We start from the raw sequence: 12,574 nt of genomic DNA on the forward strand, positions 1-12,574 counted from the left end.
ACGCTCCTCTCCACGGATTATCGGTCGAGCACTTTCGCCAAATCGAGCAAAATGAGGAGCCGATTCTCCACTTTCGCCACGCCGTCGATGTAACTTGCCTCAACGGAGCCAATTGCCTTTGGCGGCGGTTCGATGCTTTCCGCCGGCAGATCAAGGACATCATTCGCGGCATCGACGATGAGCCCAACTTCCATATCCTCAAGAGCAACGATAATGATCCGCGTCTGTTCCCCATATGGTTCGGGGGCAAACCCGAACCGCTCGCGCAAACCGATGATCGGCGTCACAACACCGCGCAAGTTGATGACCCCTTTTACATAATGGGCCGTCCCCGGCACGCGCGTGATCGGCTGCATTTTCTCGATGGAACGGACATGCTGCACCGGCAGAGCATATTCTTCTTCTTTCAGGCGAAACGCAATCACTTTCCAGTCTGCTTGCACGCTGGCCGTCATCCAATCCTCCCCCTTTTTTTCGACATGCCACTGAAAACGGCAGATCAACGCCATAGGCGCCCCCGCACCGACACGGCCATCTCCTACTTCACGAGCGCGTTGCAGTCGATAATCAGCGCCACTCGGCCGTCTCCCAAAATCGTCGCCCCCGAGATGGCGAAAACCGAAGATAAATAGTTTCCTAGCGATTTCAACACGACTTCTTGCTGCCCGATAAACGAGTCGACCGCCAGCGCCGCCAGTTTTTCCCCTTTCCGGACGATCACGACCGCCACCGCATCTCCGTCATCGGCCGCTCCAGGAACAGCGAAGACGTCTTTCAGGCGGACGAGCGGCACGATTTTGCCGCGAAAATCGATGACCGGCTGGTTGTGGGCGGAAAAAATCTCTTCCCTTTTCACCAGCGCCGTCTCAATGATCGATGACAGCGGAATCGCGTACGTTTCCTCGGCGATTTGAACGAGCAACACAGAAATGATCGACAATGTGAGCGGCAGCTGAATCGAAAAGAGCGACCCTTTTCCAGGCTGCGAATCGACCGAAACGGTGCCGCCGAGCGACTCAATCGTGCTTTTGACGACATCCAAACCGACGCCGCGGCCGGAAATGTCAGAAACTTGCTCAGCGGTCGAAAAGCCGGGAGCGAAAATAAGCTCGTAAATTTGCTGATCGTTCAAATGCTCCGCCGCCTGCGGCGAGACAATGCCGCGGCTTTTCGCCTTTTGCAGCACCTTCTCCCGGGAAATGCCGGCGCCGTCATCCTCGATTTCAATAAAGACATGGTTGCCGCTATGGTACGCTCGCAATTGAACGGTCCCTTCTTCCGGCTTTCCGCGCGCCGCCCGGACGTCCGGCGCTTCGATGCCGTGGTCGAGCGCATTGCGGATCAAATGGACAAGCGGGTCGCCGATTTCATCGATCACCGTCCGGTCAAGCTCGGTATCCGCGCCGATGATGTCAAGGCGCACCTTTTTGCCGAGCTCGCGGGCGAGCTGGCGCACCATGCGCGGGAAGCGGTTGAACACCGTTTCGACCGGCACCATGCGCATATTTAAAATGATCGTCTGCAAATCGCTCGAGATGCGAGACATCCGCTCGACCGTTTCCGTCAATTCGGCATGGTTCAGCTCGCGGGAAATTTGCTCAAGCCGACCGCGGTCGACAACCAATTCTTCAAATAAGTTCATCAACCGATCGAGCCGTTCAATGTTGACGCGAATCGTTTTCGTCGCCTGTTTCGCTGTTTGTTTTTCCGGCGCCTCCGCTTCGGCCTGAACGGCCGCCGCCTGCTCCATAGCGGCCGGTTGTTGGGGCGCAGCCGCTTTCTCGCTTTCTGCCGACGGTTCATCGCTCGATAGCATAGACACCTTGACGTCATCAATTTCCGAAATGCCCATCAGCCGCTTTTGCAACTCATCGGCTGGCGCTTTGGATACAACCGTAACGAGAAACTCCCGGTCAAACTGTTCTTCCTCCAGCATCTCGACCGGCGGCGTTGCTTTCACAATTTCTCCGACTTCATTCAGCTGTTCAAACACCATATAGACGCGCGCTGCTTTCAACAAGCAATCATCGCGAAGCCGAACGCGGATTTCGTAGACGGAAAATCCCTGCTCCTTCGCCTGCTCGAGCACATGGTATTCAAATTCCCCATACGCATGTTCAAGGGGCGGTTCTTCTCTTGCTGCCTGCTTGTTCGGCATCTCCCCTTGCTCGATTCGTTTCAGCTGTTCGACTGTTCTCCTTACATCGCGCGTTCCGTCGCCGCCTGCAGCGATGGAACTGATCATCGCCTCCAAATGGTCGACGGCCTCAAAAATGACGTCAAGCAATTCCGGGGTAACGGAAAGCCGCCGATTGCGGATGCCATCGAGCACGTTTTCCATTTGGTGCGTCAAATTGGCCAAATCTTCAAACCCCATCGTGGCGGACATGCCTTTCAACGTATGGGCCGAACGGAAAATATCATTCACCACAGACATGTCCTCCGGAGTTTTTTCAAGTTCCAACAGCCGCTCGTTGATCGCCTGCAAATGCTCTTTGCTTTCATCAATAAATAAATCCAAATATTGGCTCATGTCCATGCCGTTTCCCCCTCACTCCCCGATCAATTGGACGATGGCAGCGGCGATGCTGTCAAGCGGAATGATGACATCAACGACGCCAGCCTCGATCGCCGCTCTTGGCATCCCAAAGACAACGGCTGTCTCGCGCGCTTCCGCGATCGCTTTTGTGTTCCCGCTTTCCTTCAGCTTTTTCAACCCCGCTGTTCCGTCGCTTCCCATCCCGGTCATGATCACCGCGATTTTCCGACAGAGGCGAATGGCAGCGAGCGACTCGAACAACACGTCAACAGCCGGACGATGGCCGGCGCGCGGCGGCGATTCGTCGAAACGGGCTTTAAGCGCGCCGCCTTCTTCGCGAACGATGAGATGGACGCCGCCTGGCGCGATATAGGCGGTGCCATTTTGCAGCACTTCCCCGTCTTCCGCCTCCTTGACCGTGATCGCGGCAAGCGCATCAAGCCGGTTGGCGAGCGATGTCGTAAATCCTTTGGGCATATGCTGGACAGCGACGACCGGAGCGGCTAGATCGGGCGGAAGCTGCGTCAGCACCGTCTCGAGCGCGCGCGGGCCGCCGGTGGAAGTGCCGATCGCGACGATGGCCTGTTGCGGCCGCGCCGCCGCTTTGAACGATGGGCGCCAAGACGGACGTTGGCGGCGCGGGGCAGTCAAGGCAGCCACGTTCGCTTCGCTCGCGTGCAGCACTTTGCCAATCAGCTCGTCTTTCACTTTGTACAAATCGAGCGAAATCGGTCCGGACGGCTTAGCGACAAAGTCGACCGCCCCGTACTGCATGGCGGCGATCGTGTTTTCCGCCCCTTCGGTCGTCGAGCTTGACACCATGACGACCGGCACGGGATGGTCCCGCATGATGCGCTGCAACGTTTCGAGTCCGTTCATGACCGGCATTTCCACATCAAGCGTCACGACATCCGGCCTTAGGGCGGCGATTTTCTCGAGCGCCTCCCGGCCGTTGCGAGCTGTTCCGATGACTTCGAGGTGCGGATGTTCGGACAAAAAATCACTGATCCATTTGCGCATAAACGCCGAGTCATCGACGACAAGCACCTTGATCGTCTTCATGTTCCGTCTCTACCTTTCTAGCAAAAGTTGACGCAGCTTCGCAAAAAAGCGGGGAGCCCGCTCCGGCTCTTTTTCTCCTCCCGCCGCATAGCGGCATGCCATTTGACGCACTGCCCGGCTCGCCTTCGCCGCTGGATCAAAGAGAACAAACGGCGTTTGCCGGACGACACAGCGCGCGACCATCCGGTCTTCAGGAACGACGCCAAGCAAGGCGATGTCTTTATGGAAAAACCGACTGGCGGCATGCTGCAGGCGCGAAAAGACGCCATATCCTTCCCGCTCGCTGCCGGCGCGGTTGACGATGACGGAAAACGGAGCCTCGCTGCCGGCGGTGTGCATATATTTCATCATGGCGTACGCATCCGTCATCGCGGTCGGCTCCGGCGTCGTGACAATAAACACATCGTCGACGGACTTTAAAAAACCCGTGGTGCTAGTTGAGCGTCAGCGCTCAACCAGCCCTAGTGTGACCAAGGAATAAGCCAACAAGATGCCATCGAGTGCCACTTCAAACCCGGCCATGGAATTCGCTCGAATGTCGGTGATCCGGTATTGGTCTACGAGAATCGAAAACACCGTCTCGATGACTTTGCGTTTTTTTTGGATCCATTCTTCCCATGCCTTGGATGGGCCGTGCTTTTGATTGTGTCGAGACGGTGTCCAGAACGCGACTTGGTGTTCTTCGTACAGCTTTTCTCGAAGAGCGTGGCTGATGTACCCTTTGTCCCCAAAGTTGTAGGGATGAGGGATTTGAGTCATCACCGTTTCAGCGGCTTTGACGTCGTGGCAGGACGCTTCCGTCACGACATAGCCCATGGCCAGCCCTTGATTGGTCACTTGAAGATGCAGCTTGAAACCGTAGTACCATTGCTTTTTGGAAGCACAATACCCCATATCCGCGATCCCTCGAAATCGCTTGACGCGCTGCATTCTCACGGGATGGCACAACGGAAGAGGCAAGCTGTCGACGACCGCATAAGCATGGTGTTGGCCACGTTTCGCCAGCTCATGACGGATCCATTTGATGGCGAAACCAAGCGCCCGGCAGCGGCGGTTGTATCGGGAGCGTTCAAGAAACGAGCCGTTTGTGAACAAATTTCCCGTGACAAAACGATGCCAGGCTCGTTCGGAAGAAAAGCCCAGCAGCTTCCCCAAAAGGTGAACCGCCATGACCACTTCGTCTTCTTGCTTGACCAAGTGACGGTTGCGGCGATGAAGATACATTTGAATCAACGACAGTTGGGCAGAAACAAAACAGAAAATAGCGGCATATTGTTTTTGAAGTTTGGCTGGATCTGTAGTAAAATGAAAGTGCTCTTGCATGGGGGATCTCTCCTTTCGAATGTTGGGTGACACTTTCATTCTACTGGAGATCCGCCAGCAAGGGCTATTTTTATGCTTGATCAAGTTTATCTAGCACCACGGGTTTTAAAAAATACAATCGTTCTTCTGAGGCACCCGCCCCCATATCGAAAATGAGATAATCATATCGCGACGCCACCGTCTGCAGCTCGGCCAACAAATAGTCGATAGCGGATCGATCGACACTCAACCATTGCGCGGCGCCCGTCCCCCCAGCAATATACGATAGATGCTCCGGTCCGCTTTTTACCAGCTCGGAAAGCGGCAACCGCGCGGAAAACCAATCCGAAAGCGTCAATGGCGACGACTGGCCGAGCAAAATGTCGATGTTGCCCATGCCGATGTCCATATCAAGCAGCAAGACGCGAAACCCGAGCTTCGAGAGCGACAGCGAAAAATTGAGCGAAAGGTTTGACTTGCCGACTCCGCCTTTCCCGCTCGTCACCGCGATGGTCCGCGGCCCCGCCGCCGGCTGGCGCCGGCGGCCCAGCTCATAGCGCAGCCGTTCTGCTTGATCGCTCACCATCGCTCCGCCCCAAACAGCAGATGAACGAGCCGGTCTGCGGACGCTTCCACCATGTCGTCCGGCACATTTTGCCCGTTCGTGAAATAGGCGGCGGCAAGCCGGCTGTCAAGCAACACATTGACGATCGTTCCAAACGAGTCCGTCTCATCGAGCTTCGTCACGATCAGCCGATCGATCGGCAGGCGGGAAAAGTGGTTGTAAATCGTTTTCATATCGTCATACTTTCCCGTGGCGGCGAATACAAGAAACGTTTCCGTTTCGCTGTCAAACTCGAGCGTTTGCTGCAGTTCATCCACGTATTGCGGGTTGCGGAAGTTGCGGCCAGCCGTATCGACGAACACGAGATCGCAACCGGCCAATTTCCGCTTCGCCGTCCGAAAATCGTCGGCATTGTAGCATACTTCCAACGGAGCGTGCAAAATGTCGGCATACGTCTTCAGTTGGTCGATGGCGGCGATCCGGTACGTGTCGGCCGTGATGAACCCGACTTTTTTCCCTTGCTCGAGGACGGCGCGCCCTGCCATTTTGGCGAGCGTCGTCGTTTTTCCAACCCCGGTCGGACCAAGCAAAATCATATACTTTTTTTGCTCCGCCGTTTTGACAAACGGAAGCGTCGACAATAGATCGCGCACCGCTTCTTTCGTCCAGGCGGAGACCGCAGCGGGCGACCGGCTGTCTTTGTCGGCATACCACCGTTCAAGCAGGCGATCCATCACTTGGCGGACGTACACATCCGCCATCCCTTGCCGAACGAGGCGCCGTTCCGCTTCCGCAAGCGGCGGAGGATACAAAAGCGAAGACGAGCGGGCGTTGAACTGACGGATGAGCGCCTTGACTTCCTCGATCTCACGGGCAAGCGAGCCGTCTTCCTCCCGCTCGGCCGCCGGCAAAGGGGCAAAGGACGCAGCACTCGGCTGACGCGTCAAAGACGCGGCGGCATCCGGCTGACGCGTCAAAGACGCGGCGGCATCCGGCTGACGCGGCGGCAGTGGATCCGGATCAACGCCGGCCAACACTTCGATCTTTTTTTTCGCAAACAGACCGAAAAATCCGCCGGTCTGCACGACTTTCGAGTGCAAAATGACGGCGTCGCGGCCAAGTTCGGCGCGAACCATTTTCATCGCTTCGTTCATGGACGGGGCGACAAATTTTTTCACTTTCATTCGATTTCCACCATCCCCACGCTTTGAACTTCGACATCCGCTTCAAGCTCGTTGTACGACAGCACCGGAACAGTCGGAAAATGGCGCTCGGTCAGCTGGCGGACGTACATGCGCACCGCCGGGGAGCAGAGCAAAATCGGCGTCTGGCCGGCGAACGGATAGCGTTCAAGCGCCGCGGCGACCGCTTCCACAAACGCCTGCGCCCGCGCCGGCTCGAGCGCCAAATAGCGGCCATGCTCTGTTTGCTGTACGGCGTCGGCGATCGTTTTTTCCGCTCTGCCCGACAGCGTAATGACGCGCAGCGGCTCGCCCGGCACGGCGTACTGCGAAGTGATTTGCCGCGCCAACGCTTGGCGGACGTATTCCGTCAACAAATCGGTGTCGCTGGTCAGGCGGGCAAAATCGGCAAGCGCCTCAAAAATGAGCGGCAAGTTGCGGATCGACACTTTCTCTTTCAATAGCTTGGCGAGCACTTTTTGCACGTCGCCGACAGACAACGGATTCGGCGTCACATCGTCGACAAGCACCGGATACGATTCTTTTAAATGATCGATCAGCTGTTTTGTTTCCTGGCGCCCCAGCAGTTCGTGGGCATGGGCTTTCAGCACCTCCGTTAAGTGTGTCGAGACGACCGATGGCGGGTCGACGACCGTATAGCCAAGCATTTCCGCCCGGTCTTTTACGGTCTCGGAAATCCATTTCGCTGGCAGACCAAACGCCGGCTCGATGGTGTCAATGCCATCAATCGAATCGTCGTCAACCCCGGGGCTCATCGCCAAATAATGGTCAAGCAGCAACTCGCCGCGCGCCACTTCCTCGCCTTTCACTTTGATCCGGTATTCATTCGGCTGCAACTGGATGTTGTCGCGAATGCGCACAACCGGGATGACAATGCCAAGCTCGAGCGCGAGCTGCCGACGGATCATGACGATCCGGTCAAGCAAATCCCCGCCTTGATTGGCATCAGCGAGCGGAATGAGCGCATAGCCGAACTCAAATTCAATAGGATCGATATGCAACAGTTGGATGACGCTTTCCGGGCTTTTCAATTCGTCGGCGGCCGCCGCCTCCTCTTCCGGAGCGGCCAATGCCGCTTCTTCTTGCTTTTGCCGCTCGATAAATCGGTAGCCGCCAAGCGCCAGCAACCCGGCAATCGGCATCGTCAACAAGTCGTTGATCGGCGTAAACAAGCCGAGCAGGAAAATCGTTCCTGCCGTGACGTACAACATTTTCGGAAACGCGAACAGCTGGCGCATAATATCGCCGCTCAAGTTGCTGTCCGACGCCGCCCGGGTGACGATGATGCCGGTCGCCGTGGAAATCAACAGCGCCGGAATTTGGCTGACGATTCCGTCGCCGACCGTCAAAAGCGTGTAGCGCTTCGCCGCCTCCGCCATCTCCATCCCTTGTTCAACGACGCCGATCACCATGCCAAACAACATGTTGATGACGACGATAATGATGCCGGCGATGGCGTCGCCTTTCACGAACTTGCTCGCCCCGTCCATTGCTCCGTAAAAGTCGGCTTCTTGCGCCACTTTTTCCCGCCGCTTTCGGGCTTCTTGCTCCGAAATCATGCCGGCATTTAAATCGGCGTCAATGCTCATCTGTTTGCCGGGCATCGCATCGAGCGTAAAGCGGGCCGCCACTTCAGAGACGCGCTCCGCCCCTTTGGTGATGACAACAAACTGGATGATGACCAAAATCAAAAACACAACAAACCCAACGACGACATCGCCGCCAACGACGAACGTTCCGAACGTTTCAACGACGCCGCCCGCCTCCCCTTTGCTTAAAATCGAGCGGGTGGTTGACACATTCAGCCCGAGCCGAAACAGCGTCAGCACTAAAAGCAATGACGGAAAAATGGAAAACTCAAGCGGCTCTTTCGTGTTCATCGCCGTCAGCAATACAAGCAAGGCAAGGGAAATATTGATGATGATCAATACGCTCAACAGCCATGTCGGCAGCGGGATGACGAGCATGGCGACGATGAGCACAACCATAATTAACACGGATAAATCTTTGAGCTGCGCTTGCATGGTTTTCTCCCCTTGCTGTTACCCTTTTCGTTTGAGCCGGTAGACGTACGCCAAAATTTCCGCCACTGCCTTAAAAAACGTCTCTGGAATCATGTCGCCGACGTCCGTCTGCCGGTAAAGCGCCTGCGCCAACGGACGATTTTCAACCGTCACGACGCCGTTCGCCTTGGCAATTTCCTTTATTTTCAACGCCACATAGTCAGCCCCTTTCGCCACGACAACCGGCGCCTCCATTTTTCCATCTTCATACTTCAGCGCTACCGCATAATGGGTGGGATTGGTGATGACAACATCGGCATTCGGCACCTCCTGCATCATCCGCCTCATCGCCATCTCCCGCTGTCTTTGCTTAATGCGCGATTTAATGAGCGGGTCGCCTTCCGTCTTTTTGAATTCATCTTTAATGTCTTGCTTCGACATGCGAATGTTTTTCTCAAATTCAAACCGCTGGTACAAATAATCAAACAACGCTAAAAATAAGAGCGCCGCCGCGGCATACAGCCCCATTTTCACCGTCAAACCGCCAATGACCGCGAGCATGGCACCCGGCGGTTTGGAGGCAAGCGCCATGAGTTCGTTTCGTCCGGAAAGCAGCAGCGCAAAGACAATTGCGCCGATGATGCCGGCTTTGAGCACTGATTTCAACAATTCGACAATGGCGCGCAGCGAAAAAAGCCGCTTCATTCCTTGCACCGGATTGAGCCGGTTCCAGTCCATTTTCAGCGGTTCAACAGTAAAAAGAGCGCCGATTTGCAAAAAGTTGGCCAGCCCGGCCGCCAGCACGGCAGCGGCAAAAAACGGAGCCAAAAGGAGCGCCGCATGGCGGAGCCAGTCAAGAAACAGCAGGTGAAGCGAATCGATCGTCAACGGAACGGACGCATAATCGGACAGCGCGCGGGCGAACAGGCGCAGCAAGCCATCGCGTTCGTACTCCCCCGCCAAAGACAAGGTGAGAAACGTTGCAAGCAAGACGGCGGCGGCAACTGCGTCACCGCTTTTCGCCACCTGCCCTTTTTCCCGTACTTCTTGCCGTTTGCGCGGCGTCGCCTTTTCCGTTTTTTCTCCCGCAAAAAATTGCAAATCAAGTCGCCAGCGGCCCATCTTACGCGCCTCCCAACAACCGCATAAACTCGCGCAGCGACGCAAACATGAGCTGAAACAGTTCACGGGCGGAAAGCAAAATTCCGCCGATCGCTGCAAACAGGAGCAAAAACGCCGCCGCCGTCTTCAGGGAAAAGCCGACCGCGAAAATGTTCATTTGCGGCACCGCGCGGGCGATGATGCCAAGCGCCACGTCGACTAAAAAGAGCGATCCGACAAGCGGGGCGGCCATTTGCACAGCGGCGGCAAACATGGCAGCGAACACCCGCACGACGTACTCCACCGCCGGCCCATCGGCAATGTGCGGCAAGCGGTCAAGCGGCAGCCAATGATAGCTGTAAAACATGCCGTCAAGCAGCAAATGGTGCCCGTCAAGCATAAGCAAAAGCAAAAGCGCCAGCAAATGAAGATACTCGCCAAGCAGCGAGCTTTGCGCTCCAGTTTGCGGGTCGATGACGTTGGCGATGGCAAACCCGATTTGAAAATCGATCAAGCCGCCGGCGACTTGCACCGCCGCCATGAGGATCGCTGCCAGCAGCCCAAGCGCCAGTCCGACGAGCGCTTCTTTTACGACAAGCAATACATACACGCCGTCAAGCGCCAACACCGGTTTGGGCATCGCCCAAAACAACAGCCAGCTGAACAAAAACGCCAATCCGGCTTTATACGAAGCCGGCACGGTCCGGTAGGAAAACAACGGCATCGCCGCGAAAAACGAAGCAGCGCGGACAAAGACGAGCAAAAACGCCGGAAAATAAGTCCATACTTGTTCCATCGCCGATCAGCCTATAAACGAAGCAAGATTGTTGAAAATATCGTGCGCGTACGACACCATTTTCGAGAGCATCCACGGCCCAAAGAACACAAGTCCAAGCAAGACGGCGACGATTTTCGGCACAAACGCAAGCGTCTGCTCTTGAATTTGCGTCGCCGCCTGAAAAATGCTGACGACAAGCCCGACGACAAGGGTCAACAACAAGAGCGGCCCGCAGACGACAAGCACGATATACACGCCTTGTTCAGCAAGGCGGATGATGAAATCGGCACTCATAAACGCCACCTATCTTTATTGAAAACTTTGCAACAATGATTTGACGACCAAATGCCAGCCATCAACAAGGACAAACAATAAAATTTTAAACGGCAGCGAAATCATCACAGGCGGCAGCATCATCATCCCCATCGACATTAAGACGCTGGCGACGATCATGTCGATGACTAAAAACGGAATAAAAATCATAAAGCCCATTTGAAACGCCGTTTTCAACTCACTGATGGCAAACGCCGGCACGAGCGCGGTCATCGGGATGTCGTTGATCGTTTTCGGCTGTTTGGCGCCGCTGTATGATAAAAACAGCGCCAAATCTTCCTGCCTTGTGTATTGGCTCATAAACTGCTTCAGCGGAACAGCCGCCCGTTCATACGCCTCCTCCAAATCAATTTTGTCGGCAAACAGCGGCTGCAATGCCTGGTCGTTGATTTCTTTCCAGGTTGGCGCCATAATGAAAAATGTTAAAAACAGCGCGAGCCCGACGAGCACTTGGTTCGGCGGCATCTGCTGCGTGCCGAGCGCCGTGCGCACAAACGACAAAACGATGACGATGCGCGTAAAACATGTCATCATAATGAGAATGCCGGGAGCGATCGACAAAACGGTGAGCAGCAGAAGAAGCTTCACCGCTGTCGACACGTGATCGGGAGCCATCGAATCAAACATATGGACAAATTCACTCATCGCCCGCCGTCCCTTTCTTCTTCAACCGATTGAGCCACTCGTTTCGCTTTTCGGCCATTTGCTTCATCTCCTCAGCCAACAGCGCCGAAAACGATGACAGCGAACCGCTTTTCCGCTTTGATTTCGCCGTCCACTCACCGCGAAGGAGGGAGCCAAGCCGGCCGAACTCCGCCATCCGTTCCAACCGTTCGCGATGCTGCGCTAACAGCTCATGGATTTCATCTTCGTCTTCAATTTCCTTAAGCAGCTGAATCGAATCGCCGACGCCGATGACGAGCAGCCGGCGGCCGACTTTAATCAGCTGCACAGAGCGGTTCGCCCCGACGCTTGTTCCCCCAAGGTGCTCAATGGCGCCTTTTTGGCTGGAAACGAACAACTGACGGCGGGAAAGCCATTGAAACAGCGCATAAAGAAGGAAGAGAACAAAGGCGGTCGCGCCGATGAGCCGAAGCACATCGAAAGCGGAAACCGCATCAGCGGCTTGATTCGCTGTCTGTTTTGTCTGTTGCCCGGAAGGAGCTGACTTCCCGCATGAATCGGGATGTTGCAGGCAGTCGGCGACCGTCGGGCTTTGGGCGGCCAATGCCGGCACCGGCCCCAAAGCGATGGCTGCTGCCAGCAAAACGGCCGCCCAGCGCCAAATTGCCATAGTTTCCACCTCTGATCGCTCACCCGATCGTTTTGTTGATCGCTTCGATGACGCGGTCCGCTTGGAACGGCTTGACCACAAAATCTTTCGCCCCGGCTTGAATGGCATCAATCACCATTGCCTGCTGCCCCATCGCGGAGCACATAATGACTTTGGCGTTGCTGTCGATTTTTTTAATTTCCTTGAGCGCCGTAATCCCATCCATCTCCGGCATCGTAATATCCATTGTCACTACATCGGGCTGCGTTTCCTTGTATTTCTCGATCGCCTCCCGCCCATCGGCCGCTTCGGCGACGACTTCATGTCCGTTTTTTGTCAAAATGTCTTTAATCATCATGCGCATAAATGCCGCATCATCAACGACAAGCACTCTTGCCATGTCCCCTTACCTCCCA

At 55.6% G+C, this 12,574-nt stretch carries 12 protein-coding genes and 2 pseudogenes; all 14 read right to left on the reverse strand.

Features of this window, described 5'->3' with window-relative positions; genetic code table 11:
• Nucleotides 1–17 precede the first annotated feature (17 nt).
• Complete coding sequence (locus CD000_RS09270; RefSeq protein WP_096226270.1) at nt 18–455, reverse strand: chemotaxis protein CheW; 438 nt, start codon at nt 453–455, stop codon at nt 18–20.
• 83 nt (nt 456–538) lie between these two features.
• The gene (locus CD000_RS09275; RefSeq protein ID WP_096225510.1) at nt 539–2,539 is read right to left on the reverse strand and encodes a chemotaxis protein CheA; all 2,001 of its coding nucleotides are present in this window, start codon (nt 2,537–2,539) and stop codon (nt 539–541) included.
• Between the two features lie 12 nt (nt 2,540–2,551).
• The gene (locus CD000_RS09280) at nt 2,552–3,601 is read right to left on the reverse strand and encodes a protein-glutamate methylesterase/protein-glutamine glutaminase (protein WP_096225511.1); all 1,050 of its coding nucleotides are present in this window, start codon (nt 3,599–3,601) and stop codon (nt 2,552–2,554) included.
• A 9-nt stretch (nt 3,602–3,610) separates the two neighbouring features.
• Nucleotides 3,611–4,024: pseudogene (locus CD000_RS09285) on the reverse strand (P-loop NTPase family protein); the annotation flags it as partial.
• 21 nt (nt 4,025–4,045) lie between these two features.
• Nucleotides 4,046–4,924, reverse strand: a complete 879-nt coding sequence (locus CD000_RS09290) for an IS982-like element ISGsp1 family transposase (protein WP_014195983.1) — start codon at nt 4,922–4,924, stop codon at nt 4,046–4,048.
• 97 nt (nt 4,925–5,021) lie between these two features.
• Nucleotides 5,022–5,489, reverse strand: a pseudogene (locus CD000_RS09295) (P-loop NTPase); the annotation flags it as partial.
• On the reverse strand, nt 5,483–6,652 hold the full coding sequence (gene flhF / locus CD000_RS09300) for a flagellar biosynthesis GTPase FlhF (protein ID WP_096225512.1): 1,170 nt from the start codon (nt 6,650–6,652) through the stop codon (nt 5,483–5,485). The pseudogene CD000_RS09295 and the gene flhF, both read right to left, overlap by 7 nt.
• Complete coding sequence (flhA, locus tag CD000_RS09305) at nt 6,649–8,694, reverse strand: flagellar biosynthesis protein FlhA (protein WP_096225513.1); 2,046 nt, start codon at nt 8,692–8,694, stop codon at nt 6,649–6,651. The genes flhF and flhA overlap by 4 nt, the downstream gene beginning before the upstream one ends.
• 18 nt (nt 8,695–8,712) lie before the next feature.
• Nucleotides 8,713–9,795, reverse strand: coding sequence for a flagellar biosynthesis protein FlhB (gene flhB, locus CD000_RS09310; protein ID WP_096225514.1), 1,083 nt, complete (start codon nt 9,793–9,795; stop codon nt 8,713–8,715).
• Nucleotide 9,796: 1 nt separating this feature from the next.
• Nucleotides 9,797–10,570 (reverse strand): flagellar biosynthetic protein FliR, encoded by a 774-nt coding sequence (gene fliR, locus CD000_RS09315; protein WP_096225515.1) that lies wholly within the window; start codon nt 10,568–10,570, stop codon nt 9,797–9,799.
• 6 nt (nt 10,571–10,576) lie between these two features.
• The gene (gene fliQ / locus CD000_RS09320) at nt 10,577–10,846 is read right to left on the reverse strand and encodes a flagellar biosynthesis protein FliQ (RefSeq protein WP_096225516.1); all 270 of its coding nucleotides are present in this window, start codon (nt 10,844–10,846) and stop codon (nt 10,577–10,579) included.
• A gap of 15 nt (nt 10,847–10,861) precedes the next feature.
• Nucleotides 10,862–11,530, reverse strand: coding sequence for a flagellar type III secretion system pore protein FliP (gene fliP / locus CD000_RS09325; RefSeq protein WP_096225517.1), 669 nt, complete (start codon nt 11,528–11,530; stop codon nt 10,862–10,864).
• Entirely contained in the window at nt 11,523–12,179 is a 657-nt protein-coding gene (gene fliZ, locus CD000_RS09330) for a flagella biosynthesis regulatory protein FliZ (protein WP_096225518.1), read from the reverse strand. Before fliZ ends, fliP begins: the two co-directional genes overlap by 8 nt.
• 19 nt (nt 12,180–12,198) lie before the next feature.
• On the reverse strand, nt 12,199–12,558 hold the full coding sequence (locus tag CD000_RS09335) for a response regulator (RefSeq protein ID WP_096225519.1): 360 nt from the start codon (nt 12,556–12,558) through the stop codon (nt 12,199–12,201).
• Between the last annotated feature and the right edge of the window lie 16 nt (nt 12,559–12,574).

The sequence above is a fragment of the Geobacillus sp. FJAT-46040 genome, assembly GCF_002335725.1.
GTDB classification, from domain to species: domain Bacteria; phylum Bacillota; class Bacilli; order Bacillales; family Anoxybacillaceae; genus Geobacillus; species Geobacillus thermoleovorans.

Coding starts and splice junctions, on each gene's coding strand:
- CD000_RS09270 (WP_096226270.1), bottom strand. CDS start 455: ATGACGGCCAGCGTGCAAGCAGACTGGAAAGTGATTGCGTTTCGCCTG.
- CD000_RS09275 (WP_096225510.1), bottom strand. CDS start 2,539: ATGGACATGAGCCAATATTTGGATTTATTTATTGATGAAAGCAAAGAG.
- CD000_RS09280 (WP_096225511.1), bottom strand. CDS start 3,601: ATGAAGACGATCAAGGTGCTTGTCGTCGATGACTCGGCGTTTATGCGC.
- CD000_RS09290 (WP_014195983.1), bottom strand. CDS start 4,924: ATGCAAGAGCACTTTCATTTTACTACAGATCCAGCCAAACTTCAAAAA.
- flhF (WP_096225512.1), bottom strand. CDS start 6,652: ATGAAAGTGAAAAAATTTGTCGCCCCGTCCATGAACGAAGCGATGAAA.
- flhA (WP_096225513.1), bottom strand. CDS start 8,694: ATGCAAGCGCAGCTCAAAGATTTATCCGTGTTAATTATGGTTGTGCTC.
- flhB (WP_096225514.1), bottom strand. CDS start 9,795: ATGGGCCGCTGGCGACTTGATTTGCAATTTTTTGCGGGAGAAAAAACG.
- fliR (WP_096225515.1), bottom strand. CDS start 10,570: ATGGAACAAGTATGGACTTATTTTCCGGCGTTTTTGCTCGTCTTTGTC.
- fliQ (WP_096225516.1), bottom strand. CDS start 10,846: ATGAGTGCCGATTTCATCATCCGCCTTGCTGAACAAGGCGTGTATATC.
- fliP (WP_096225517.1), bottom strand. CDS start 11,530: ATGAGTGAATTTGTCCATATGTTTGATTCGATGGCTCCCGATCACGTG.
- fliZ (WP_096225518.1), bottom strand. CDS start 12,179: ATGGCAATTTGGCGCTGGGCGGCCGTTTTGCTGGCAGCAGCCATCGCT.
- CD000_RS09335 (WP_096225519.1), bottom strand. CDS start 12,558: ATGGCAAGAGTGCTTGTCGTTGATGATGCGGCATTTATGCGCATGATG.